Genomic DNA, 23,246 nt, shown 5'->3' with positions numbered 1-23,246 from the left:
TGCGCCGCTCGCGTCCGACCTACCAGGATCACGGGCGTGTTGATCCGTCTCGCCCAACCAGCCGAACTGCCGTACCTCCAGGAGATCGAAAACGCCTCCGGAGAACCGTTCCGCGACATCGGGATGCCCGAGATCGCCGACGACGCCCCGATGTCGCTGGCAGACCTCGCCGAGAGCGAGGTCTGGGTGGCCATCGGCGCGGAAGGCGTGCCCGTCGCGTTCATCGCCGTCGGTGACGTCGACGGCGCGACGCACGTCCACCAGGTCAGCGTGCACCCCTCGCACGCGCGCCAGGGGATCGGCGCCGCGCTGATCGAGCACGTCACCCGCTCCGAGCGCGCTGTGACGCTGACGACGTTCCGCGACGTGCCCTGGAACGCGCCGTACTACGAACGCCTCGGGTTCCGCGCCGTGGCGGACATCTCGCCCGGTCTGGCCGAGATCATGCGCGAGGAGGCCTCACGGGGCCTCGATCCCGCGACCCGTGTCGCGATGGTCCTTCTCCCAGCGCAGGTACGAGCCTGAGGCCACCGACAGACTGCTGAGCAGCCACACGAGCACACCCGCGTCGTCGGTCACCCCGATCACCGGGAGGAACTCCGGCAGGACGTCGATCGGCGACACGAGGTAGACCAGCGCCACCGCCCACATCATGACCTGGCTGCGCGGCAGCTCCGGGTACTTGCCGCCACGCCAGGTCTTCCACAGCCGCGGCAACGCCTTCAGGCGTGCGATCGGGTTGCCGACCGGCCCGGGACCGTTCTGCGCGCGCTTGCGGCGGTTGCGCAGCACGCCCAGGCCCGCGAACACCAGTCCGAGCGGGATCAGCACCCAGCCGACGACCGCCGGGCTCAGCCCGCCCATCGGGGCGTTGCGGAACAACAGGATCAGCAGACCCGACAGCGAGATGAACGATCCGAAGACGACCATCTGGCTCCCTAGTGGTGTGGCCCGGACCGGGCCACTAGCTCGGTTCCTGGAAGAGCATCGTCGGAATGGCCTTGTGCGGCTGCCTCTGCTGGGCGGGCTCGGGTTCCCTGAGGTCGATCACAGGCTCGGGTTCCTCGGCGGGAACCTCTTCAACCACCGGCTTCCGCACGGCCTTCACCGGAGGCGTGTAGGGCTGGTCCAGGGCGGCGCGCGCCTTGGAGATCCAGACCTTCTGCATGGCCTCGTCCTTGCCGCCGGCCGCGGTGGCCGCGAGTCCGGAGAGGACACCGCGGATGCGCGGGACCAGAGCCGGATGACGCCGGATCGCCTGCCACACCGCGTGATCATCCGGTAGCCGAGAGGACACGAGCCGCGTGATCTGAGCGCGCAGCTCCTCTGTGGACAGATCGAGCCAGCGCTCGACCGCTGACGGGCCTATCGCCACGTAGCCAGCCTTCCCCGAACTTCTGCGAAATTTCCCGCGAAACGACAACTGCCCCCACAGGATCTCACGGATCCCGCGGGGGCAGATGGGCTGGTGTCGCGAAACGTCAGGAAGCCACGACCTCGAGCAGGGTCTTCCCGTTCTCGTCCACGATCCTGAACGTCGCGATCTCGTGCCACCGCATGGCCACGTTCGCGGCCAGCTTGATGGTCTTCTTGTCGCCCGCCACCGGTTCCGGTGCGTACCAGGACGTGACCTGCGCGACACGGCCCGCGCGACCCACGGCGACGAGCGAACCCCTGCTGGGGCCCGACATGCCGGTGACCTCGATGTCCATCGCGGTCCCCGAGGGGGTGTCGGCCGCGGTGATCTTCGTGCCGACGCCGCTGTTCGGGTCCTGGTGCTTGACCTCCATCGACGTGTCGGTGGAGTTGTTCGCCACCCGCGTCTGCGACGTCGAGGTGCTCGGGTTCTGGGGCGCCGCCTGGTTCGAACCGTCGTCGCCACCGCGCACGACGAGAGTCGTGACCACGGCTGTCACCGCCACGACGCCGGCGGCGGCGGCCGCGACGCCCTGGGCGACGAACCACCGTCGGCGCTTCCTGCGCGCCGAGACGGCGTCGAGCATGACTCGCACCGACTTGCCGTCGGGGCGTTCTGGCGCTGTTCCGCGCAGCATCCCGCCCGCGTCGGCCTCGTCGATGAGGTCGGGCACCACCGCGAAGTCGCGCAGGTCAAGAGCACACCGCCGACACTCGGTCAGGTGGTTCTCGAACGCCTCCACCTCATCGGCATCGAGGATGCCGAGCACGTAGGCGGCGACGTCGAGGTGATCTGGTGCCGTTGTCACCGCGTCTCTCCCCGATCGTGCAACGCACGCCGCAACGCACGGAGCGCGTAGTACACCCTCGACTTGACCGTTCCCGGCGGCACACCCAGTGCAGCCGCGGCCTCACCGACAGTGCGGTCCCGCAGATATGTTTCGAGAATAGCCTCCCTGTGTTCCTCGGAGAGACCGTTCATCGCCTCCGCCACGACGATCGCCGCGAGGGTGCGATCCTCCTCGCTGCCGGAGGGTGACTCGTCCGAAGGGGTCAGTTCGAACTCCTGCGGACGGACGCTTCTCTTACGTCTGTCGTCAATGACCAACCGCCTTGCCACCGTGAACAACCACGACCGCAAGAGCACGGGGTCACGCTCGAGTTTCTCGGCGTTGCGCCATGCCCTGACCAGGGTCTCCTGCACGATGTCCTCGGCCCACTGCCGATCATGGCCGGTCAACCTCATGCAGTGTCCCAGCAGGGCACTCCCGAATTCCTCGTACAGCCGACGGATCAACTCTTCCTCGAGAGACCCCGGTCTTGGTGATTGTTCGTCTAACTCACGTTGACGTCTATGCCGCGCCACGGTGGACATCCTTGCCTCATCGAGCGGCCGAAGTCGAGAGGCAAATATTCCTCACGAAGTTCGTGAACCGTTGCCGGATCGTGTCCGTACTCCTCGGTACCCCCGCTGAGAAAGGACCTGCCGATGCGACGTGGACCAGCCATCACCGCCCTGGCGGCACTGGCTATCTCCCTCACCGCGTGCGGCAGCACCCAGACCCCTCCCGGAGGGGCGGCCGCACCCGGCGGCCTGCAGGCCAAACCCGCTGATCTGAGCGGTATGAACAACTACTTCATCGCGAACAACGACCAGATGGGCTGGTTCGTCACCAACGACGAAGGGCTCCCGCTCTACCGGTACGACAAGGACGTCCCCAAGCCGTCCAAGTCGAACTGCGAGGGCGAGTGCGCGAAGGCGTGGAAGCCGGTCCTCGCGGACAAGACGCCGATGGCGACCGGTGTGGACCCGATCTCGATGGGGGTCCTGACCAGGCCGGACGGCACCAAGCAGCTCACCATCCAGGGCTGGCCGCAGTACACGTTCGCCGAGGACAAGGTCGCCGGTGACATGAAGGGCCAGGGAAAGGGCGGCGTGTGGTTCGTCACCGCTCCCAACGGCGCCAAGATCACCGGCGGCAAAGCCCAGAACAACAGCGGCAAGAGCAGCAGCAAGCCGAGCACGTCCCCCAGCTCGGGAACGGCGCAGACGCCGCAGTCTGATCCGCCTCCGGCAGCGCCCGGCTACTGAGCCCACTGCTCAGCCGCATTTTCATCCACCCCCTATCGACTTCCTTTGGACAACGAGGACAACAAGACGATGACCAGAGCCCTCGCCACCGTCTTTGCGATGTTGTTCCTCTTCTCCGGCCTCTCCGCCACGGCTGCAGCGCAGCCCGCGGACACCGGGGGAGTGATGGACACCCCGAGCGGGCCTTTGACCGCGAACGACCGCGAACTGCTCAACAGGGTGCGCCTCGCAGGCTTGTGGGAGATGCCCATGGGCGAGCTCACGGCCACCAAGGCGTCGAACGCCAGGGTCAAGCAGATCGGCAAGATGATCATGCTCGACCACATGATGCTGGACGCGCTGACGAAGAAGACGGCCGCCGGGTTCGGGCTGACCACGCCCGACGTGCCGAACCCGACGCAGCAGTCGTGGATGGAAGAGATCAACGCGCTCGAAGGCGACGCGTTCGACCAGGCGTTCATCGCCCGGTTGCGCGCCGCGCACGGCCAGATCTTCCCCTTCATCGCGAAGGTCCGCTCAGGAACGCGCAACGACGTGATCCGCGGGTTCGCGCAGGCGGGCATCGACGTGGTCATGAAGCACATGACGTTGCTGGAGAGCACCGGCCTCGCGGGCGACGCGTCGTTCGCCGAGCCCCAGCCTGCCGGCAACATCATCAACGCGACTCTGGCCTCCGACGAGGGGCCGAACATGTGGGTGATCCTCACGGTCACCGCCGCGGGAGCCGTTCTCACCGTGCTCCTGCTCCGAGTACTCCGCCCGCGACGACCGGTGCGGTGATTCTGCAAGACCCCGTTGCACGACGGTAAACGGAGGTGGTGTCCCAAGGTCAGAGGCACTCCAACGCGGACCTGTTCCCACCCGCCCGGCCCTGATGTGTCCACTCCTGCACCCAGGACCGGGCGGGTTCCCGCGAGAAGTTCTTTCCCGGAGGAAGAGTTGTTGTCGAGCCAGATTCCGCTCCTGGTGGCCCAGTCAGCCGAGTTCGACTCGGGTGTCAAGAAGATGGCCCAGATCTCCGCCAGGCTGGCTTATGTACTGATGTGCGCGACCTTGTCCTGGGGCGTGCTGATCGCGACCGGGTGGGCCGAGAAGCTCACCGGCCGCGAAGGTCTGAAGAACGGGCACATGGTGCTCGCGTCACTGGCGATCGCGTTCGGCTGCATCCACGCGTTCGCCTTCACGTTGCTGCAGGGTGCCCCCCTCGGCATCGTCAAGCTCATCCTGCCGTTCGTGGACGGCGGTCTCTTCCGGCACGCGCTGGGCATCCTCGGCCTGGAGGTCATGCTCGCGATCGCCGTGCTCGCCTCGATGAGGCACAAAGTCTTCTACCGCAAGTGGTTGAGGTTCCACCAGACGGCGTACATCGCGGTGACGATCACCGTGGTGCACTCGTGGTTCGGCGCCATCGCGAACGGCAACCTGTCCGTTCTCTGGCTGGCCGGCCTCACCGTTCTCGTCCCCACCGCGACCCTGGCCCTGGCCCGGTTCCTCCCGCCCGAGGTCCTGATGCGCATCGGCATGCTCGATGCCGAACGCGGCAAGGAACCCGGTGTCGGTGAGGGCGACGCGATGGACGTGAGCGTCAACAACGAGAAGTGCCACCGCTACGGCACCTGCCAGGCGGAGGCCCCGGATGTTTTCCAGCTGATCGAGGACAACCGCCTGACCTACAACCGCCGGCCGCCCGAGGAGCACTTCGCTCAGGCCCGTGCGGCACAACGTGCGTGCCCGATGCGCGCGATCGAGATCAGGGAGCGAGTGAAGTGAGCGAACGGATCGTGGTCGTCGGCGGCGGACTCGGTGGAGTCCGTTCCGCGGAACGGCTGCGGGAGATGGGTTTCGACGGGCAGATCACCATCCTGTCCGCCGAGCGGCACCTCCCGTACCACCGCCCTTGCCTGTCGAAGCAGATGATCACCGGAGAGTGGACCCCGGACGACGCGTTGCTGTCGTTCTCGGGTGACCTCGACGCCGAGTGGCGCATGAACTCCCCGGCCCTGCACCTGGACCCCAAGAAGCAGTCGGTCTGGGTGCCCGGTGGCGAGGAGATCAAGTACGACGGCATGATCATCGCCACCGGCGTCGACGCCAGGGCGATGGGCGGCGCGCCGCGCCACGACCCGCGGGTGCACGTGCTGCGGACGTTGGACGACGCGATCGCGATCCGCAAGAACATCCGTCAGTCGCAGGGCCTCGTCGCCGTCATCGGTGGCGGGTTCATCGGCTGCGAGCTCGCCTGTTCGATCCGTCACATGGGCCGCGACGTGGCCCTGATCGTGCGCTCGCCCGCGTTGCTGGGCGGCGTCGTCGGTGACGACATCGGCAAGAAGATCACCGAGGCGCACGTCGAGCACGGCGTCCGCCTCGCCACCGGTGTCGGCATCAAGCACTGGGTGCGTCAGCCCGGCGGCATCGGGATCCACCTCTCAGATGGTCAGGTCTTCTTCGCCTCGTGCGTCGTGCTGGCCGTCGGCGCCTCCCCGGCCGTCGACTGGCTGCGCGGCTCCGGCCTCGACATCTCCGACGGCGTGCTGTGCGACTCGACGAACCACGTGGTCGGCGCCGAGAACCTGGTCGCCTGCGGTGACGTGGCCCGCTGGCCCAACATGCGCTTCAACGGTGCCGTGCGCCGCGTCGAGCACTGGCTCAACGCCGTCGAGGGAGGCCGGGCCGCCGCCGAGAACCTGTTGGTGGGCCGCAACCACGCCAAGACCTACACCCCGGTCCCGCGCTTCTGGACCGAGCAGTACGGCATGCGCGTGCAGGGCGCGGGCCTGCCCGTCCTGGGCACCGACACCACCGACGTGAACGGACTCACCGGGTTCATCGCCAACGGCAAGCTCGTCGGCATCGTGGGCCTGGAGTCGCCCGGCAAGATCATCACCGAGACCCCGGAACTGTTCCGGCAGAACGCGGTCGAGACGAACGTTCCAGTGTGGACGCAGCCGGAGCAGGAACCCGCCGCGGCAGAAGCACCGGAAGTCCTCCCGACCGCCATGATCCCGGTTCCCGAACCGGTCGCCGCCCACGCATCATCCGTTCCCCCGTCCGTCTCGTCGTCGATGTCGCCGCCATTGCAGCGGCGGAGGCATTCGCGTTCGAGGCCGGAGATGGTGCGAGTGGGCGGAGGACGCGCGAGGCCCTAACCAGGTGGAGGAGGACTTCAGGTTGCCGGTACAGGGCAAGCGGGAACGGCGAACTCCGACGTCGCCCGCGTGGCCAGGTGGCGGACCGATGACGTCACGCGGCGATGCGCTCGTTCCCGCGCCGGCGACCTGAACCTCCCGTTCGCGCGTCACCAGCGGTGTGGCGGCTCGGAGGGCTCCCGAGTCGCCACACCGGCCTATTTCTGGGGATGGTTTCAGCCGGGTGGGTGCCAGCCGGGTGGGTGGTCGCCTCGGGTGGGCCGGCCGGGTGGGCACCGCTCGGGTCGGCTTGCCTTGGCTGGCGCCGGTTCCAGCGGGGTGGTCACCTGCCGTGCGGGCGAGCGCCTTGCGAGAGTGGTTGCTCAGGCAGTACCGGCCGGTGCGGGTCATCGCCGCTGCGCGTCGATAGCGCTTGGGTGGGTCACCACCGCTTACACGGCAGGAAGCAGTTCACACGCCTCGGCTTCGCCGTTGCGTTGGGCGGCAGGGCGGCTCGGCTCCGCGCTTCGCCCCGCCGCACGGCAGCAGAAGTTCGGCCTACGGGGCCGTGATCACCTGGCCCGCCCAGGACAGCCCGCCACCGAAGGCGAACAGCAGGACGGGCTGGCCGGACGGGAGTTCCCCGCGCTCGGCCATCTTCGACAGCGCCAGCGGGACCGAGGCGGCGGAGGTGTTGCCGGACTCCACGACGTCGCGTGCGATCACCACGTCGTCCCGCAGGCCGAGGCGCTTCGTGAGCGCCTCGATGATGCGCAGGTTGGCCTGGTGCGTGACGACGGCGGCGAGGTCGGTGACCTCGATGCCCGCTTTGGCGCAGGCCTGTGCGGCGATGGCGGGGAGTTCGCTGGTGGCCCAGCGGAAGACGGCCTGGCCCTCCTGTGCGAAGCGCGGCTGCCATTCGTCCACGAGGCGGACCGCGTTGGCTCGTGTCGGGTCCGAGCCCCAGGTGGCCGGGCCGATCTGGGCGTCGGGGGAGGCGCTGACCACTGCTGCTCCCGCGCCGTCGCCCAGCAGGATGCAGGAGGAGCGGTCGGTCCAGTCGACGAGGTCGGACATCTTCTCGGCGCCGATCACCAGGGCGTGCTGGGCGGCACCTGCCCGGATGGTGTGGTCGGCCGTCGCGAGAGCGGTGCAGAAGCCCGCGCAGGCGTTGTTCATGTCGAAGACGACGGCGGAGGGGATCGACAGGCGTGCCGCTACCTGGGCCGCGGTCGACGGACTGCGGTCGATGGCCGAGCAGGTCGCGACGATGACCTGGCCGATGTCGGACGGGGCCAGGCCGGACGCGGCCAGGGCTTTCGCACCTGCTTCGGAGGCCATGTCGGCCACGGTTTCGGTGGGAGCGGCGATGCGGCGGGTGGAGATGCCGGTGCGCTGGCGGATCCACTCGTCGTTGGTGTCCACCATCTTTTCCAGGTCGGCGTTGGTCAGCACTCGTTCGGGCTGGTGGTGGCCGAGCGCGACGACACGGGAACCGGACAAGGTGAACTCTCCTTCGGGCAGGGCGACGCGGCGAATATAGCAACCGATCGGTCGGTAGCTAAAGAGACGTAAACTACAAAGATGAGCCCGCGCAGATCTGTCGCCGACACCCTGGAGACACGGCAGCGCATCCTCGACCGGAGCCTTGCCATCGCCTCCGCGGAGGGGCTCGAAGGACTGACGATCGGCCGGTTGGCGGCGGAGCTCGGGATGAGCAAGGCCGGGCTGCTCGGGCACTTCGGCACCAAGGAGGCCCTGCAGCTCGCGGTGGTCGACCAGGCCGCGGAGGTCTTCCTGCGGGAGGTGCCGCGCAAGGTGGAGCAGATGCCGTCCGGACTGCCGCGCCTGATCGACGTCTGCGAGGCCTGGGTGTCCTACCTCGAACGCGAGGTGCTGCCCGGAGGGTGCTTCTTCACCGCCGCCACGGCCGAGTTCGACGGGCGAAGTGGGCGGGTGCGGGACGCGCTGGCCGGCATGAACGCGTTGTGGCGCAGGGATCTGCGGATCCACATCCGGCGTGCGGTGAGCGACGGTGACCTGAAGCCGGACACGGACGTCGAGCAGCTGATCTACGAGCTCCTCGGGGTCATGCTGGCGCTCAACCACTTCCTGCAGCTCGAGCACGACAGCGCGGCGCCGCGCCGGGCCCGTCAGGCGCTGAAGCGACTGCTCACGAAGTGATTCACGAGCTCGGCGACCTCCGCCGGGCGCTCGGACACCATGCCGTGCGTCGCGTCGATCTCGTGCACCCGCACGTTCGGGGGCAGGTCGCGGCGCAGTCCCGCGCGGTGGGCGTCCATCAGGGGCAGGAGATCGGCCGGCACCGGCAGGTTGCGGGCGGCGAGGACCAGCAGGAACGGGCAGGACACCTCGGCGAACACCGGCAGGGCGTCCAGGAACTCGGGTGACGTGCGCAGGGCCGAGGTGATCGAGCGGTCCGGCCGGGTGACCACCTCCAGCTGCGCGGTGAACAGGGCGTTCAGCTTCGCCAGACCGGACGCGACCTCGTCGGCGGGCAGTCCTTCGTAGTTCTCCGGACGCGTCGTGGCGGAACGGTGTCCGTCCAGGCTGACCGCCGCCGGGCACGCCGGGTGCCGCAACGCCCGCAGGCCGGCGAGGATGCCGCCCAGTGAGTGTCCGACGGCGACCGGATTGTCGAGTCCGAAGTGGACGGCGGTCTCGTCCAGGTCGTCGAGCACCGCCTCCCAGTCCCACGCGCCGTCACCGGATTCGCCGTGCCCGCGCAGGTCGACCGCCACCGCGCGCCCGTCCAGCCGGGGTGCGAGAGCTTCCCAGGCGGACCGGTCGCCACCCAGGCCGTGCAGCAGCAGGAACGGCTGTCCGTCGCCGCCGAAGTCGGTCGCCGCGAGCTTCACTGTTCTCTCCTCGAGCTGAGACGGGCGCGGATCGAGTCGACGGTCACGCCGCCGTCGGGATGGCGCAGCAACTTGTTGCGGTTCACGAGGTCGTGCACGCCCTGGCGGGTGATGCCGAGCATCGCCCCGGCCACGCCCAGCGAGACGTGGTCCCTGCTCGGATGACCGGCGCGGCGTGCGGCGACGCGGCCCAGCGGTGTCGCCCACCAGCTCTCGGGCGGGTCGAACGGGGTGTCGCCGGGGTGCAGCACCGCGATCAGCCGGATGGCCACCTGCCGGGCGAGGTCGTCGTCGGGCCCGAGCAGCTGCGCCGCCCACATCTCGGCGTCGGCCTCCGCGGAGGCCCGCACGCCGGCCAGATCCGCCTGCGGCAGCAGGATTTCCAGCGGGTCGAGCAGCCGGCTCGTGACGAGCCGGATCAAGTCGTCCCGAAGGTCCACGTGTTCCGAGGTGGTCGCCACTTGACAGACGATAGCAAGTACTTGACGCCTGCTGTCAAGCAGCCGAGAGCATCGCCTCCAGGACGTGGACGAGGACGGCGCGCGAGTCGGAGCCCTCGACGACCACCTGCCGCAGGGCCAGCCCGATTCCCAGTGCTCCGAGCAGGACGACCAGTTGTGGCAACGGCATCGCGGGTTCGAGTCCCAGGCGCCGCAGGTGTTCGGCCAGCAGGGCGACGACCTGGTCGTCGTGACACTGCTGGAGGGCGGCGATCTGGGCCGCGATCTCGGGCTGCTGTGCCGTCGCGGCGAGCACCTCGGCGGCGACCGTGGTCCACTTCGCCGCCTCCTCGCCCGTCACGCCACTGAGGATCGCGATCACGTCGTCACGGCAGGTCGCCTGATCGAGTGCGCCGCGCAGGCCCTGGAGGTGGGTTCCCGCGTCGGCCTCGACGATCGCCAGCCACAGCCCCTCCTTGCCGCCGAAGTGCTTGTAGACCGCACCGCGCGTGTAACCGGCCTCGGCGGCGATCTCCTCGACCGTCGCCCCGAGGAAACCGCGGCGCAGGAACACCTCCTGGCCGGCGCGCAGGAGGTGTTCGTGGGTGCGTACCTGTTGCTCGGCACGTGTCAGCCTGACCATCGCCCGCCCATTCAGTAACACTGTGTTTCTGGAAACGTCGTGTCACTGTACAGTCGGGCTCATGGACCTCCTGCTCGGCGTGGCCGCGTTCGCGAGCGTGCCGCTCACTCTGGCCGGGTTCACCTGGTACGCCGTGCGGGCCCGCCGCACCGGCGGCGGGCAGTCGCTCATGGCGCCGTTCGAGGAGATCTGGGACCCGGTCGCGCACAGGACGAACGTCGAGGTCCACGCGCAGGCCCAGCGCACTCCGCAGGCGCCGTCGCCGGGCGATCCCCCCGCCCTGTGAGCAGGAGGATCGCTTCAGCGCGTCAGGCGGCCCACATCTGCACGGGAGCGATGTAGTTCCAGTTGTAGAGCTGGTTCGCACCGTCGTAGCTGCCGTCCGTGCCCGCGCCGTAGGTGTCGTGGACGTAGAACTGACCGTTGTCGTGGTAGCCGATCACGACGGACAGGTGCCCGGCGGTCGAGCCCCACGTGCCGCTCATGATCACGAACTTGCCCTGGTCGAGGAACGCGCGGACCTGCGCCGGGGTGAAGTTGCCCTGCTGGACGGCGGCGCCGTTGCGGGCCAGGAAGTCACGCTCGGACTCCCAGGAGGCGCAGGGGCGGGCCGGGTTGCCGCCGCAGTAGTAGCCGGTGATCCAGCCGTGCGCGCCCTTCCAGCTGCCGGTGCGCGACCAGTCGTTCATCGTGCGGTTGAAGGTGGTGCCGCGGTTGGAGAACTCGTCGGTGATGTAGCGGCCCCACTTCGAGTAGTGCGAGGACGGCTGCGAGACCTGCACGCCGAACTCGGCGGGCAGCTGGTAGGTCACGAGGTCGATGACCGCGCTGGTCGGGCCGCAGGACGAGTTGCCGTTGAACTCGTTGCGCGTGTCCCACAGCTGGTGGATGTACTCGGCGCGGTTCAGCCTGCCCATCGTGGTGACCTCGCCGTCCAGCGAGGCGGCACGAAGACCCGACGCCTTCACGTACCCCTTGGCGGGGCTGCCGATCACGGCCTCGCCCCCGTCGATTCTGGTCAGCGCGTAGTTGAACGACAGGCCCTCGACGACCCGAGAAGCCCTGCGCGAAGCCAGGTCCTGGACGTAGACGCCGTTGAACGCGTCGAACTGGCCGGTGCCGAGCGTCTTGTCCGACACGCACCCCATGACCTCGTACGCCACTCGCGCGCCGTCGGTGCTCCACACCGCGCTGCGGTAGTGGTGCCGGGTCTCGCCGACCAGCGACCGGACCTCGCCGTGCTCCGACGCCAGCCCCAGCCACTGCGGGTCGGCACCGCCGCAGCGGTAGATCTCGTTGTGCTTGATGAAGCTGACGTGCCGCTCGCCCTTGACGTCGACGAGCTTGAAGTCGCGGTACAGCGACGCTGAGCCGGAGGTGATCAACGGCTTGGCGGCGCCGGTCTTCAGGTCGAACCGCACGAGCGATCCCACGTACGTGCTGTCGTCGGCGACGTCCGGGTGCTGCACGGCCAGCAGGCCGGTGCCATCCGAGGTGAACCCGAGCAGCTGGGGCGCACGGCCCTTGAGCTTGCCCACGGGAACACCGTCCACCACGACGTTCTCGCCGTCGGCGTAGGCCAGCACCGTGCCGTGGAACACGGCGGAGGTGATCGCGCCGCGTGCCACGGCACGGGACTTGCCGTAGCGGTCGACCGTGTGCAGGACGCTGCCGCTCGTGCCGTCGAAGTCGGAGATCACGGCGGCCAGCGCACCGTCCGCGGACGAGGAGGACCGGACCGTGAAGGCGGGATCGCTGACGTCGAAAGTGGCTCTCTTCACGCCACCGACGACCACGTCGTAACCGCCGCCCGAACGGACGGCGTGCGACTGGGACGGGCTCTCGGAGTAGGGCTCGACGGCCTGAGCGGGGGACACGGCGGCGGCCAGGGTGCCGAGTGCCACCACCAGCGCCAGTGAGGTTTTCGTCATGGCTCGAACGTCCCGGTGCGTGGCATGCGTCCGGTATGCGGCTGGTGGTTACGATCGGGAGCTGTGGAGTTCCGGGTGCTCGGGCCGGTCGAGTGTTACGCCGACGACGGCGTGCGGCTGAGCCTTGGGCCGCCCAAGCAGCGGGCGGTGCTCGCGTTGCTCCTCGCCCAGCCCGGCCGGGTGCTGTCGGTCGACCGGCTGATCAGCGTGCTGTGGGACGACGCTCCGCCCAAGACGGCGCTGAAGAACCTCCAGGTCTACGTCTACCAGCTGCGCAAGATCGTCGGCTCGCGGCTGCTCTCGCGGGCGCCCGGCTACCTGATGTCGATCGACCCGGCCGAGCTCGACCTCACCCGGTTCACCGAGCTGCTCGAGCTCGCCCGCGGGGAACGCACGCCGCGCGGCTACCGCGAGGCGCTCGCGTTGTGGCGCGGGCCCGCCCTCGCCGATCTCGCCGCGTCCGGCCTGCTGCGCGGGGTCGTCGCGCAGCTGGAGGAGCTGCGGCTGGCCGCACGGGTCGAGTGCGCCGAGGCGGAGCTCGACCTCGGCCGGCACGCCGAGGTCGTCGCGGACCTGAACGAGTGGGTGCGCGAGCACCCGTTGAACGAACGCCTGCGCGAGCAGCAGATGGTCGCGCTGCACCGCGCGGGGCGTCCGGCCGAGGCGCTGGCCGCCTACCAGGAGTGCCGCCGGGTGCTCACCGACGAGCTCGGCGTCGAGCCGGGGGAGTCGCTGCGGCGGCTGCAGGTCGAGATCCTGCGCGCGAAACCCGTTGGCGCGGCGGCGATCCGGCAGTTGCCGCCGGACGTGGTCACCTTCGCCGGCCGCGGCCGCGAGCTCGACCTGATCAAGGCGCAGCAGCGGCAGGACCGGGTCGCGGTGTGCGTGATCACCGGGCAGGCGGGCATCGGCAAGTCGGCGCTCGCGGTGCGGGCGGCGCACGAGATCACGGCGAGGTTCCCGGACGGCCAGCTCTACGCAGACCTCTCCGACGGCGCCTCGGACCGGATCCTGAGCCAGTTCCTGCGCGCGCTCGGCGAACGGCCCGGCGACGAGGAGGCCCTGCGCTACCGCTCGCTCACCGCGTCGCGCCGGCTGCTCGTGGTGCTGGACAACGTGGCCACCGCGGGCCAGGTCACCCGCCTGCTGCCGACCGGTCCGGGCTCGGCCGTGCTGATCACGTCCCGCCGTCCGCTCACCTCGCTGCACGGTGCCTCGTACGTGAAACTCGGCGCGCTGCAACTGGAGGACGCGTACCGGCTGCTGGAGGGCGTCGCCGGGAAGGTCTCGGACGCGGCGGAGCTCGTGCGCTGGTGCGGCGGGCTGCCGCTGGCCCTGCGCATCGCGGGCGCCCGGCTCGCCGCCCGTCCACAGTGGACCGCACCGCTGCTGGCGGCGCGGCTGGCCGACGAGGCACGCCGCCTCGACGAGCTGAGGCTCGGCGACGTCGCGGTGCGCTCGGCGTTCGAGGTCAGCTACGCCGAGCTGGGATCTCCGGACGTGGCAAGGGTCTTCCGGCTGATCGGACTGCTCGACGGCCCCGACTTCGCGGTCGCCGCGGCACGGGCGCTGACCGACGTGCCGGACGTCGGGGACCTGCTCGCCGAACTCGCCGACGCGCACCTGGTCGACGAACCGGTGCCCGGCCGGTTCGCGTTGCACGACCTGCTGCGCCTTTTCGCACGCGAACGCTGCCGCGCCTCGGAGTCGGCCGAGGAACGCTCGCTCGCGCTGGAACGCCTGCACAAGCACTACCTGGAAGCACTGGCGGACACCCCGTCCGACCTCTGGCTCGCCGAAGAGCGCGACAACCTCATCGCCGCCGCGCACCAGGCCTCCCCGGCCGACGCGATCGCGTTCGCCGCGGGCCTGTCCTGGTACTTCCGCCGCCGTTCCGAGGTGGCGGACTGGGCCGCGCTGAACACGCTCGCCCTGGAGGCCGCCCGCTCCCTGGGCGACCTCCGCGCGGAAGCGCTGGCGTTGAAGGAACTCGGCGCCGCCTGCGAGCGCGGCTTCAGGTTCGGCGAGGCCCAGCGGCACTGGACGGCGGCACTGGCCCTGGCCCGCGAACTGCGCGACCGGCGACTCGAAGCCGTGACCCTCAACAACCTAGGCATCACCCACTGGCGCCGCCGCGACCTGCCCGGCGCCCTGACCTCGCTGAAGGCGTCGCTGACGTTGCGCGAGGAACTGGACGACGCGCAGGGCGCGGCCTACGTGCGCACCAATCTGGGTCTCGTGCACGCCGCGCTGGGCGACCTGCCCGCCGCGCTGGTCTGCTACGAGGAGACGCTGACGACGTTGCGCGGGTGCGGCGACAGGTCCGGCGAGCTGCACGCGCTGGCGAACATGGCCGACGCCCACCGCCAGCTCGGCTCCCTGGACCGGGCGCTGGAACTGGCGGAGGAGGCGCTGGGCATCGCGCGATCGGTGGGGGACAGGCAGATCGAGGCGGGCGTGCTGCTGGACCGCGGCACCGTGCACGAGCTGGCCGGCCGGGGTGAGCAAGCGCGTGCCTCGTACGCCGAGGCGGTGCAGCTGTCGCGGCGCATCGGATTCCGGTGGGGTGAGGCGGAGGCGTCGCGGAAGCTGGCGGGCCTAGCCGGCTGAGTACCGTCCGAGCGCGAACACGCCGTCCGGATCGAGGGCCTGCCCGATCCTCGCCTGCAGCGCCGTCGCCGCCCCTGGCCTGTCGACATCCCGCCGGTACGGCAGGAAACCGTGTGCCGCAAACACTTGGTGCAACCGGTCGAGCGTCTCCCGTGCCTCCGCGACGGCCGCGGGATCGTCCGCCGGGAAGCCGATGGCGATGACGTGGTCGACGGCTTCGTTGTCGTGGACGTTGACGGTGACCGCGGGCGTCGACGCGCAGCAGTCGCGGATCAGCTTCTCGGTGAGCGCGACCGCCTCCCCCGAGAACGGGACGAGCGGCAGGAACATCAGCAACCCGAGTTCGGCGTCGACCCGCTCGGCCGGGCGTCCCGCGGTCCTGCGCAGGAACCACGTGTCGGCCGGATCGGGATCACCCGCGTACGTCGCGCGGACCACCTCGTCCGCGGTGGAGGCCGGTGCCGCGACGAGTGGCGAACGCCGTGCCGCACCGAGGAGGACTGAGCTGAGCGCCTCCACGACCTCGCCCGCCCCGCTGAGGCAGACGTGCGCGAGGTAGCCGTCCGCCTGTGCCGCGACCGGGTTGTAGATCTTGGTGGTCGGCGGGACCAGCCGCTGGTCCGTCCACGACCGCAGCGCGTCCACCGCGTCGGCGAGGTCGTCGGGCGCGAAGGTGAACGGCAGCAGCCGCACCTCCTCGGGCCTGGGCAGCAGCCGGACCACGGCGGCGGTGACGACCGCGAACGACGACTGCGTGAACAGGTGGGTGAGCGTCGGCCCGAGGCCGTGCGGGCGCGGGACGGCCGACACCCCCGGCCACCAGCCGACCTGCTCGCGCCGGCCGTCGGCGAGCACCACCTCCAGTCCGACCAGGTCCTCGGCGCGGGCGCGGTGCACGCCGACGCCACGCTCCAGCGCGTTGCCGATGATGCTGGTGCGCAACGAGGACGTGGTGAGGTTGAAGATCCTCGGCGTGCCCCGCAACAACTCCGCGAGCGCGCCCTGGCTCACGCCCGGTTCCACCACCGCGTAGCCGCGTTCGACATCGAGTGCGCGCACGCGGTCCAGGCCTGACAGGTCGAGGACGGTGGCACCGTCACCGACCGGCAGACCCGAACCCAGGCCCCAGTTGTAACCCTTGCTGATCGGGTGCAGCGGACGCCTGCCGGACCGGACGATCTCCACGACCTCGTCCGCCGTCGCCGGACGGAGGACCTCCGTGATCGCTCGCGGGCGGAAGGCGGCAGGTTGCTCGATGGACACGCGGCGCACCATAGGGGGAGGCGGCGGCAGAGGCCGGTAGCCGGACATCGCGCGTCACGGTGAAGACGAACAGGATGCCCCGAACGGCCTAGTCTGGATCACGTGGAACTGCTGCACCTCCGCTACTTCGTCGCGGTCGCCGAGGAACTGAACTTCTCCGCGGCCGCGCGGAAGCTGCACATGGCCGCCTCCCCGCTGAGCCGGCGCATCAAGGACCTCGAACACGAACTGGGCCGCCCGCTGTTCGACCGCAGCACCCACCACGTGGCGCTGACCGACGCCGGCACCGCCCTCCTGCCGATCGCGCGCGACGTGCTCGACCGGGTCGGGTCCATCCGCTGGCGCCTCGACCAGGCGACGCACGCCGCCAGGTCCACGGTGTTCGTCGGCATGCCCGCGGGCGTCCACCCGGTGCTGCGGGAACGGCTGACGCTGCTGGCGGAACGGGTCGCGGGGTGCTTCGAGGTCAAGCGCTGGCCTGGTACGACCACGGACCTCGTCGCGGCGGTGAAGGACGGCAGGCTCGCGCTCACGCTGGCGCGGCTGCCCGTGCAGGAGGCCTCGCTCGACACGCTGCACGTCATGTCGGAACGCCTCGGCGCCGTGGTGCCCGCCGACCGGTTCGAAGGCCGGGAATCGGTCAAACTGGCCGATCTCACCGAGCTCGCCTATGCGAAGTCGCCCGAGGAAATCATGCCCGCGTATTTCGAGCAGCTCGACCGGCAATTGCACGAGCTGGGCATCAAAAAGCGCATCCAGCTGAGCAACACCGGCTACCAGGGCACCTCGGAGATCGTCTCGGGCGGCCTCGGGTTCTCCGTGTCGATGCTCGACGAGGACAGCTCCATGCGCGGCTACCAGCTGGACAACATGGCGATCCTGCCGTTCGAGGACTTCCGCGCGCAGCTCGACACCGGACTGCTGTGGCGCCGCGACCGGGCGAGCGGCGGCGACATCGAGGACATCGTCGCGGTCGCGAAAGAAGTGTTCGCGGAGCCCATCGTCAAATGAACAATGGTGTGACCGCTGTGGTCATACCATTGTTCGCGACATGATCGTTCCCTTTCTCCTGGTTCTTCACTAACTTCGGTGGTGCAGGAACGAACAGGTGCGAAAGGACGAACGATGAAGGACATCACCGCCGGTCCGCTGGACGGCGTGCGCGTGATCGACCTCTCGACCGTGGTGATGGGCCCGTACGCGGCCCAGATCCTCGGAGACCTCGGCGCCGACGTGATCAAGATCGAGTCGCCTGTGGACACCGTCCGCAACGGCCGCTACCGCACCACGCCGGGCATGACCCCGTTGAGCCTCAACGTCAACCGGAACAAGCGCAGCATCAACCTGAACCTGAAGGACGAGGACGACCGCGAGACCGCCCTCGCGCTGATCGGCACGGCCGACGTGCTGATCACCAACATGCGACCGGGCGCGCTGAGCAGGCTCGGCCTGGACTACGCGGACGTCGCCGAACGCAACCCCGGCCTGGTCTACGCCCACGCCCAGGGCTTCCGCGGCGACTCCGACCGCGCGGGCACCGCCGCCTACGACGAGACGGTCCAGGGCGCGTCCGGACTGGTCGACATCGCGAACCGCGCCCTCGGCAGGCCGGTCTACCTGCCGACGATCATCGGCGACAAGGTGTCGTCGCTGACCATCGCCTACAGCGTGCTCGCCGCGCTGGTGCACCGGAACAACACCGGGCAGGGCCAGCGCGTCGAAATCCCCATGGCCGACACGATGATCGCGTTCAACCTGGTCGAGCACCTCGCGGGGCACGCGTTCGTGCCGGAGGAGGGGCCGACGGGCTTCACCCTCTCGATGGCCAAGGGCCACCACGCCGTGCACACCAGGGACGGCCTCGCCTGCGTCGTGCCCTACAACCCGCAGAACTTCCGCGACTTCTTCGCCGCCGCGGGCCGTCCCGACCTGGTCGACGACCCGCGCGTCGCCGGCGAGCGCATCGACCCAGGCGACAGCGACGACCTGATGGGACTGGTCGACGAGTGCGCGTCCGCGCTGCCCACCGAGGAATGGGGAGAGGTGTGCGCCAAGCACAGCATCCCGTTCGGGCCGGTGCTGGAGCTCGACAAGGCGCACGAGGACCCGTACGTCCGCGACGGCCACCTGCTCGACGTCGTGCAGCACCCGAGCGAGGGCGCGATCCGGTCGATCGGCATCCCCGTCCGTTTCTCCGCCACGCCCGCCACCGTCCGCCGTCTCGCCCCGCTGCCGGGGCAGGACACCGCTGAAGTCCTCGCCGAACTGGAAAAGGGAGTGCTGGCATGACTGTCGTGCGCACCGAACGCGTCGGATCGGCACTGCTGATCACGATCGACCGGCCAGAGGCCCGCAACGCCGTCAACGCGGCCGTCGCGACGCAACTCGCCGCCGCACTGGACGAACTGGAGGCCACGCCGGAACTGCGCGTGGGCGTGCTCACCGGTGCAGGCGGCTCGTTCAGCGCGGGCATGGACCTCAAGGCCGCGCTGAAGGGCGAGTCGCCGGTGGTCGGCGATCGCGGCCTCGGCGGCCTCACCGAGGCAGAACTGACCAAGCCGATGATCGCTGCGGTCGAGGGCTTCGCGCTCGGCGGCGGGTTCGAGCTCGCCCTGGGCTGTGACCTGATCGTCGCCGCCGAGGACGCGCGGTTCGGCCTGCCCGAGGTGAAGCGCGGCCTGATCGCCGCCGGTGGAGGAGTCGTCCGCCTGCCGCAACGGATCCCGCACCACCTCGCCATGGAGATCCTGCTGACCGGCGAGCCGATCGACGGCCGCCGGGCGGGCGCGCTCGGCATCGCCAACCGGGTCGTGCCGAACGGCGAGGCCACCGCGATCGCACTCCAGCTGGCGGAGCAGATCGCCCTGAACGCCCCGCTGGCGCTCGCCGCCGTCAAGAAGGTCGTGCGGTCCGCTGATCCCTGGGCCGCGCAACGCACCGAGAGCGCGAAGCTGATGACCACGGCCGATGTCCGCGAGGGCATGACCGCGTTCGCCGAGCGCCGCACTCCACAGTGGACAGGGAGCTGACATGCTGGGAATCACACCGTTGAGCGCACCGGCCTTTCCGGCCGTGCAGCCCCGGTTCTTCGACCGCGAGTACCTGAACATCGTCTACCGGACCGACCCGGAGGCGTTGCGGGCCGTCGTTCCGCAGCCGCTCCAGGTCGACGAGCCACTCGTCCGTTTCGAGGTCATGAAGATGAACGACGTCACCGGCTACGGCCCGTACACCGAGGCCGGCCAGGCGGTCCAGGTCGTCTTCGACGGCGAACGCGGCGAGTACCTGCACGCGATGTACCTGGACAGCTTCGCCGCCACGGCGTCCGGCCGCGAGGTCAGCGCCTACCCGAAGGTGATGGGCGCACCGAGCCTCTACGCCGACAACGGCGCGCTGGTCGGCACGCTCGACTACGGCACGCTGCGGGTGGCCACCGCGACCATGGGCTACAAGCACCACGAACTGGACCACCGCACAGCTGAGGCGGAGATCACGGTTCCAACCTTCATGCTGAAGACCATCCCTGACTATGACGGTTCGCTGCGGGTGCAGGAGCTCGTGCGCACGGAGATCACCGACGTCGTGGTCAAGGCTGCGTACACCGGCCCGGCGCGCCTGCAGCTGTTCCAGCACGTCCTCGCGCCGCTCGCTGACCTCCCCGTGCTGGAGGTCGTCTCCGCCAGCCACGTCATCACCGACCTGACGCTCGCTCCCGCCAAGCCGGTTCACAACTACTTGGAGGAAGCATGAGCGCCAAGGAAGATTCCGGCACCGTCGCGGTCATCGGTGCAGGTGTCATCGGACTTTCGTGGGCCCGGCTCTTCGCGGAGCACGGCCTGACCGTTCGCGTCGTGGACCCCCGCCCCGACCTGGTCGTTCCCGACGGCGCGCAGGTCGTGCGGACCGTCGCGGAAGCCGTGCGGGACGCGGACTTCGTGCAGGAGAACGGCCCGGAGGACCTGGAGTTCAAGAAGACCCTGTTCGCCGAGCTCGTCCGGGAGGCCCCGGAGCACGCGCTGCTGCTCAGCTCGTCGTCCGCGATCCCCTCGACCGCGTTCACCGGGGGCATCGACGGCTCGCGCGTCCTGATCGGACACCCGTTCAACCCGCCGCACGTGATCCCGCTGGTCGAGGTCGTGCCGGGGGAGCAGACGAGCGAGGAGTCCGTGACCAGGGCGGTGGAGTTCTACCGCTCGTTCGGCCGCACGCCGGTCGTCGAACGCAAGGAGGTTCCCGGTTTCGTCGGCAACCGCCTGCAGGCCGCGCTCTCCCGCGAAGCCGCCTACCTGGTCGAACAGGGCGTCGTGACGCCCGCCGACCTGGACGCGGTCGTCACCCACTCGCTCGGCCTGCGCTGGGCGACCGTCGGCCCGTTCCTGGGCGCCCACCTCGGTGGTGGCCCCGGCGGCTACCGGCACCTCGCCGAACACATCGGGAAGTCCATGCAGGGTCTGCAGCTGGGCACCCCGTCGCAAGATCCCGAACGGCTGATCAAGGCCGTCGAAGACGCTTACGGCTCCTCCACGTACTCGGCGCTGGCCGAGACGCGCGACCGCAAGCAGCTCGCCGTTCTGACGGCATTGGAGGAGAACTGATGAACCGCCTGGAAGACCAGCTGACCGCCGACTTCTACAACTACGAGGCGCTGCTCGGCGACGACGAGCGCAAGATCCTGCTGAGCGCCCGCGAGTTCATGACCACCGAGATCAAGCCGCTGGTCAACGAGTACTGGGCCAAGGGCGAGTTCCCGCACGAGCTGATCGGCAAGTTCCGCGGCGCCGGCCTCACCGCCCTGTCGTACGAGGGCTACGGCGAGCACCCCGCCGCCGTCAGCAACCTGCTCACCGGCATGCTGGCGATGGAGATGACCCGCACCGACGCGTCGGTCGCCACGTTCTTCGGCGTCCACAACGGACTCGCGATGTACTCGATCTACGCGGGCGGTTCGCAGGAACAGCGCGATCGCTGGCTGCCCTCCATGGCCGCGATGGACAAGATCGGCGCGTTCGCGATGACCGAACCGCTCGGCGGCTCCGACGTGGCGGGCGGCATGCGCACCACCGCCGAGCGCGACGGCGACACGTGGGTGCTGAACGGCGCCAAGAAGTGGATCGGCAACGCCACCTTCGCCGACTACGTGATCGTGTGGGCCCGCGACCTCGCCGACAACCAGGTCAAGGGATTCGTCGTGGAGAAGGGCACGCCCGGCTTCGTGGCCGAGAAGATCGAGGGCAAGATCGCGTTCCGGATCGTCGAGAACGCCGAGATCACCCTCACGGACGTCCGCGTGCCGGAGGCGAACCGGCTCCAGCGCATCGACTCGTTCCGCGACGTCGCGGAGATCCTTCGCGCCACCCGCGGCGGCGTCGCCTGGCAGGCGCTCGGCGTGATGATCGGCGCCTACGAGGCCGCCCTCGCCTACGCGAAGGAGCGCGAGCAGTTCGGCCGCCCGATCGCCCGTTTCCAGATGGTGCAGGACAAGCTGGTGCAGTCGCTCGGCAACATCACCGCGTCGTGGGGCATGCTCGTGCAGCTCGCGAAGCTGCAGGACGCGGGCATCTTCCAGGACGAGCACTCGTCGCTCGCGAAGGCGTTCGTCACGTCCCGGATGCGCGAGGTCGTCGCCTGGGCGCGGGAGATCTTCGGCGGCAACGGCATCGTGCTCGACTACGACGTGGCCCGGTTCTTCGCCGACGCCGAGGCGATCTACTCGTTCGAGGGCACGCGCGAGATGAACACGCTGATCGTCGGTAAGGCGATCACCGGCGAGAGCGCCTTCGTGTAATGAGCGCTCAGGCTTCGGGGATCTCGACGACCACGTGCGTCGACTTGATCGAGGCCACGGCGACGCTGCCGACCTCCAGGCCGAGCTCGTCCGCGGACTCACGGCTCATCAGAGACGTGACGCGGAAGGGCCCGGCCTGCATGTCGACCTGGGCCATCACCCCGTCCTTGACGACGCGGGTGACGATGCCCTTCATGCGGTTGCGCGCGGAAGCCGTTACGGTCGCGCCGGGCTCGGCCACGTCGGTCATCTTCTGCGCGAACGCGGCGAGCTCGATCCCGCTGACGCCCTTGCGCCCGTTGTCCAGGACGACGGACGCGAGGCGGCCCTGGTCGATCCACCGGCGCAGGGTGTCGTCACTGACCCCGAGCAGCGCGGCGGCCTCGCTGATCCGCAAGTTCGGCACGGGCGGAAGTGTATATCCGCGTTCGCGGCGCTAGAGCGTGTCCCGTAGGTCCGTTCGACTATCGCGGACGAGATTTGCGGGGACACGCCCTAAGCACCTGGCCAGAAGTCTTGTCCGAAACCTTCGGGTAGCCAGGGGCTGGTCCAGGGTGCGGCGGTGGTGAGGTTCTGTTCGGTGGTTCGGTCGCGGAAGTAGGCGTGGGTTTGGCGGACGCGGCCGGCCATCGTGGCGGGTGCGGTGTTGGCGATGTGGTGTTTGAGGCCGGCCCAGATGCGTTCGACTGGGTTGTCCTGTGGGCTGTATTTCGCGCCTTCGATCAGCATCAGCCGGGGATGCTCGGCAAGCCACCGCGTGGTGATTCCACTGTGGTGGGTGCCGCCGTTGTCACAGATCACCGCGACGACCGGTGCATCGGGATAGGCGTCGAGCAGCATGTGCAGGAAGTAGCAGAACACCACGGAGACGTTCTTCATGGAGACGTGGTGGTGCCAGGTGCCGGTGGCGAGGTTGATCGCGCCGTGCAGGGTGCGGCGGATGTTGGTGCCAGGGGTGAGGATGCGGTGGCGCTGGCCGGTGGGCATCCAGCAGGACCGGACCCGTGCGAGCAGGTCGAGATGGGTTTCGTCCTCGGCCAGTACCACGGATCCGGCCGG

At 69.4% G+C, this 23,246-nt stretch carries 26 protein-coding genes; 14 read left to right on the top strand and 12 right to left on the bottom strand.

Features of this window, described 5'->3' with window-relative positions:
• Nucleotides 1-39 precede the first annotated feature (39 nt).
• Nucleotides 40-525, top strand: coding sequence for a GNAT family N-acetyltransferase (locus LX88_RS40580; protein ID WP_258953163.1), 486 nt, complete (start codon nt 40-42; stop codon nt 523-525).
• On the opposite strand, the gene LX88_RS40575 is transcribed toward LX88_RS40580, so the two are convergent.
• From LX88_RS40575 to LX88_RS40560, 4 genes are all read right to left on the bottom strand, one after another.
• On the bottom strand, nt 460-930 hold the full coding sequence (locus LX88_RS40575; protein WP_258953067.1) for a YkvA family protein: 471 nt from the start codon (nt 928-930) through the stop codon (nt 460-462). The genes LX88_RS40580 and LX88_RS40575 overlap by 66 nt on opposite strands.
• 34 nt (nt 931-964) lie before the next feature.
• Entirely contained in the window at nt 965-1,375 is a 411-nt protein-coding gene (locus LX88_RS40570; RefSeq protein ID WP_170176644.1) for a hypothetical protein, read from the bottom strand.
• A gap of 106 nt (nt 1,376-1,481) precedes the next feature.
• A complete protein-coding gene (locus tag LX88_RS40565; protein ID WP_258953066.1) occupies nt 1,482-2,225 on the bottom strand; it encodes an anti-sigma factor family protein in 744 nt (247 codons plus the stop codon).
• Nucleotides 2,222-2,791 (bottom strand): sigma-70 family RNA polymerase sigma factor, encoded by a 570-nt coding sequence (locus tag LX88_RS40560; RefSeq protein ID WP_090065093.1) that lies wholly within the window; start codon nt 2,789-2,791, stop codon nt 2,222-2,224. The genes LX88_RS40565 and LX88_RS40560 overlap by 4 nt, the downstream gene beginning before the upstream one ends.
• Before the next feature lie 114 nt (nt 2,792-2,905).
• Here LX88_RS40560 and LX88_RS40555 point away from each other — a divergent pair, with 114 nt between their 5' ends.
• The 4 genes from LX88_RS40555 (at nt 2,906) to LX88_RS40540 (ending at nt 6,657) form a co-directional block, all read left to right on the top strand.
• Nucleotides 2,906-3,508, top strand: coding sequence for a COG4315 family predicted lipoprotein (locus tag LX88_RS40555; protein WP_258953065.1), 603 nt, complete (start codon nt 2,906-2,908; stop codon nt 3,506-3,508).
• A gap of 99 nt (nt 3,509-3,607) precedes the next feature.
• A complete protein-coding gene (locus LX88_RS40550) occupies nt 3,608-4,288 on the top strand; it encodes a DUF4142 domain-containing protein (protein ID WP_170176643.1) in 681 nt (226 codons plus the stop codon).
• Between the two features lie 162 nt (nt 4,289-4,450).
• The gene (locus tag LX88_RS40545; RefSeq protein WP_258953064.1) at nt 4,451-5,278 is read left to right on the top strand and encodes a 4Fe-4S domain-containing protein; all 828 of its coding nucleotides are present in this window, start codon (nt 4,451-4,453) and stop codon (nt 5,276-5,278) included.
• Entirely contained in the window at nt 5,275-6,657 is a 1,383-nt protein-coding gene (locus LX88_RS40540) for an NAD(P)/FAD-dependent oxidoreductase (protein ID WP_258953063.1), read from the top strand. The genes LX88_RS40545 and LX88_RS40540 overlap by 4 nt, the downstream gene beginning before the upstream one ends.
• A gap of 537 nt (nt 6,658-7,194) precedes the next feature.
• On the opposite strand, the gene LX88_RS40535 is transcribed toward LX88_RS40540, so the two are convergent.
• Nucleotides 7,195-8,139 carry a beta-ketoacyl-ACP synthase III gene (locus tag LX88_RS40535; RefSeq protein ID WP_258953062.1) on the bottom strand — a complete coding sequence of 315 codons (945 nt, stop codon included), beginning with the start codon at nt 8,137-8,139 and terminating at the stop codon, nt 7,195-7,197.
• Nucleotides 8,140-8,220: 81 nt separating this feature from the next.
• On the opposite strand from LX88_RS40535, the gene LX88_RS40530 reads away from it, so the two are divergent.
• Nucleotides 8,221-8,820, top strand: coding sequence for a TetR/AcrR family transcriptional regulator (locus LX88_RS40530; protein WP_258953061.1), 600 nt, complete (start codon nt 8,221-8,223; stop codon nt 8,818-8,820).
• On the opposite strand, the gene LX88_RS40525 is transcribed toward LX88_RS40530, so the two are convergent.
• From LX88_RS40525 to LX88_RS40515, 3 genes are read right to left on the bottom strand one after another with little or no spacing between them, the layout of a single operon-like run.
• On the bottom strand, nt 8,790-9,515 hold the full coding sequence (locus tag LX88_RS40525) for an alpha/beta fold hydrolase (protein WP_258953060.1): 726 nt from the start codon (nt 9,513-9,515) through the stop codon (nt 8,790-8,792). The two genes, LX88_RS40530 and LX88_RS40525, sit on opposite strands and share 31 nt — an antisense overlap.
• The gene (locus tag LX88_RS40520) at nt 9,512-9,976 is read right to left on the bottom strand and encodes a hypothetical protein (protein ID WP_258953059.1); all 465 of its coding nucleotides are present in this window, start codon (nt 9,974-9,976) and stop codon (nt 9,512-9,514) included. The genes LX88_RS40525 and LX88_RS40520 overlap by 4 nt, the downstream gene beginning before the upstream one ends.
• A gap of 34 nt (nt 9,977-10,010) precedes the next feature.
• Nucleotides 10,011-10,598, bottom strand: a complete 588-nt coding sequence (locus tag LX88_RS40515; protein ID WP_258953058.1) for a TetR/AcrR family transcriptional regulator — start codon at nt 10,596-10,598, stop codon at nt 10,011-10,013.
• Between the two features lie 61 nt (nt 10,599-10,659).
• Between LX88_RS40515 and LX88_RS40510 the strand changes: the two genes are divergently transcribed.
• On the top strand, nt 10,660-10,884 hold the full coding sequence (locus tag LX88_RS40510; protein WP_258953057.1) for a hypothetical protein: 225 nt from the start codon (nt 10,660-10,662) through the stop codon (nt 10,882-10,884).
• 22 nt (nt 10,885-10,906) lie between these two features.
• Here LX88_RS40510 and LX88_RS40505 read toward each other — a convergent pair whose 3' ends face one another.
• The gene (locus tag LX88_RS40505) at nt 10,907-12,529 is read right to left on the bottom strand and encodes a C39 family peptidase (protein WP_258953056.1); all 1,623 of its coding nucleotides are present in this window, start codon (nt 12,527-12,529) and stop codon (nt 10,907-10,909) included.
• Nucleotides 12,530-12,592: 63 nt separating this feature from the next.
• Here LX88_RS40505 and LX88_RS40500 point away from each other — a divergent pair, with 63 nt between their 5' ends.
• On the top strand, nt 12,593-15,139 hold the full coding sequence (locus tag LX88_RS40500; RefSeq protein ID WP_258953055.1) for an AfsR/SARP family transcriptional regulator: 2,547 nt from the start codon (nt 12,593-12,595) through the stop codon (nt 15,137-15,139).
• Here the strand turns inward: LX88_RS40500 and LX88_RS40495 are convergent.
• Nucleotides 15,128-16,402 carry an FAD-binding oxidoreductase gene (locus LX88_RS40495; protein WP_258953054.1) on the bottom strand — a complete coding sequence of 425 codons (1,275 nt, stop codon included), beginning with the start codon at nt 16,400-16,402 and terminating at the stop codon, nt 15,128-15,130. The two genes, LX88_RS40500 and LX88_RS40495, sit on opposite strands and share 12 nt — an antisense overlap.
• Nucleotides 16,403-16,504: 102 nt before the next feature.
• Between LX88_RS40495 and LX88_RS40490 the strand changes: the two genes are divergently transcribed.
• The 6 genes from LX88_RS40490 to LX88_RS40465 all read left to right on the top strand — a co-directional run bounded on the left by LX88_RS40490 (nt 16,505) and on the right by LX88_RS40465 (nt 22,187).
• Nucleotides 16,505-17,413 carry a LysR family transcriptional regulator gene (locus LX88_RS40490; RefSeq protein ID WP_258953053.1) on the top strand — a complete coding sequence of 303 codons (909 nt, stop codon included), beginning with the start codon at nt 16,505-16,507 and terminating at the stop codon, nt 17,411-17,413.
• A 114-nt stretch (nt 17,414-17,527) separates the two neighbouring features.
• Nucleotides 17,528-18,691, top strand: coding sequence for a CaiB/BaiF CoA transferase family protein (locus LX88_RS40485; protein ID WP_258953052.1), 1,164 nt, complete (start codon nt 17,528-17,530; stop codon nt 18,689-18,691).
• On the top strand, nt 18,688-19,431 hold the full coding sequence (locus tag LX88_RS40480) for a crotonase/enoyl-CoA hydratase family protein (protein ID WP_258953051.1): 744 nt from the start codon (nt 18,688-18,690) through the stop codon (nt 19,429-19,431). Before LX88_RS40485 ends, LX88_RS40480 begins: the two co-directional genes overlap by 4 nt.
• 1 nt (nt 19,432) lies before the next feature.
• Entirely contained in the window at nt 19,433-20,152 is a 720-nt protein-coding gene (locus LX88_RS40475) for an acetoacetate decarboxylase (protein WP_258953050.1), read from the top strand.
• On the top strand, nt 20,149-20,997 hold the full coding sequence (locus LX88_RS40470; RefSeq protein ID WP_258953049.1) for a 3-hydroxyacyl-CoA dehydrogenase NAD-binding domain-containing protein: 849 nt from the start codon (nt 20,149-20,151) through the stop codon (nt 20,995-20,997). The genes LX88_RS40475 and LX88_RS40470 overlap by 4 nt, the downstream gene beginning before the upstream one ends.
• On the top strand, nt 20,997-22,187 hold the full coding sequence (locus LX88_RS40465; protein ID WP_258953048.1) for an acyl-CoA dehydrogenase family protein: 1,191 nt from the start codon (nt 20,997-20,999) through the stop codon (nt 22,185-22,187). Before LX88_RS40470 ends, LX88_RS40465 begins: the two co-directional genes overlap by 1 nt.
• A 7-nt stretch (nt 22,188-22,194) precedes the next feature.
• Here the strand turns inward: LX88_RS40465 and LX88_RS40460 are convergent, their stop codons facing one another.
• A complete protein-coding gene (locus LX88_RS40460) occupies nt 22,195-22,593 on the bottom strand; it encodes a TOBE domain-containing protein (protein ID WP_258953047.1) in 399 nt (132 codons plus the stop codon).
• An 89-nt stretch (nt 22,594-22,682) separates the two neighbouring features.
• On the bottom strand, nt 22,683-23,246 hold a 564-nt coding region (locus tag LX88_RS40455; protein ID WP_258953046.1), incomplete at its 5' end, for a transposase.

Source organism: Lentzea californiensis, from assembly GCF_024648825.1.
Taxonomy (GTDB): domain Bacteria; phylum Actinomycetota; class Actinomycetes; order Mycobacteriales; family Pseudonocardiaceae; genus Lentzea; species Lentzea californiensis.
The sequence above is the reverse complement of the archived record's forward strand: the minus strand, read 5'-3'. Positions and strand labels throughout refer to the sequence as shown.

What these genes read in the sequence shown, in the direction of transcription:
- LX88_RS40515 (WP_258953058.1), bottom strand. Translation starts at nt 10,598, where the DNA reads ATGGTCAGGCTGACACGTGCCGAGCAACAGGTACGCACCCACGAACAC.
- LX88_RS40510 (WP_258953057.1), top strand. Translation starts at nt 10,660, where the DNA reads ATGGACCTCCTGCTCGGCGTGGCCGCGTTCGCGAGCGTGCCGCTCACT.
- LX88_RS40555 (WP_258953065.1), top strand. Translation starts at nt 2,906, where the DNA reads ATGCGACGTGGACCAGCCATCACCGCCCTGGCGGCACTGGCTATCTCC.
- LX88_RS40560 (WP_090065093.1), bottom strand. Translation starts at nt 2,791, where the DNA reads ATGTCCACCGTGGCGCGGCATAGACGTCAACGTGAGTTAGACGAACAA.
- LX88_RS40530 (WP_258953061.1), top strand. Translation starts at nt 8,221, where the DNA reads ATGAGCCCGCGCAGATCTGTCGCCGACACCCTGGAGACACGGCAGCGC.
- LX88_RS40550 (WP_170176643.1), top strand. Translation starts at nt 3,608, where the DNA reads ATGTTGTTCCTCTTCTCCGGCCTCTCCGCCACGGCTGCAGCGCAGCCC.
- LX88_RS40575 (WP_258953067.1), bottom strand. Translation starts at nt 930, where the DNA reads ATGGTCGTCTTCGGATCGTTCATCTCGCTGTCGGGTCTGCTGATCCTG.
- LX88_RS40465 (WP_258953048.1), top strand. Translation starts at nt 20,997, where the DNA reads ATGAACCGCCTGGAAGACCAGCTGACCGCCGACTTCTACAACTACGAG.
- LX88_RS40470 (WP_258953049.1), top strand. Translation starts at nt 20,149, where the DNA reads ATGAGCGCCAAGGAAGATTCCGGCACCGTCGCGGTCATCGGTGCAGGT.
- LX88_RS40505 (WP_258953056.1), bottom strand. Translation starts at nt 12,529, where the DNA reads ATGACGAAAACCTCACTGGCGCTGGTGGTGGCACTCGGCACCCTGGCC.
- LX88_RS40480 (WP_258953051.1), top strand. Translation starts at nt 18,688, where the DNA reads ATGACTGTCGTGCGCACCGAACGCGTCGGATCGGCACTGCTGATCACG.
- LX88_RS40485 (WP_258953052.1), top strand. Translation starts at nt 17,528, where the DNA reads ATGAAGGACATCACCGCCGGTCCGCTGGACGGCGTGCGCGTGATCGAC.
- LX88_RS40475 (WP_258953050.1), top strand. Translation starts at nt 19,433, where the DNA reads ATGCTGGGAATCACACCGTTGAGCGCACCGGCCTTTCCGGCCGTGCAG.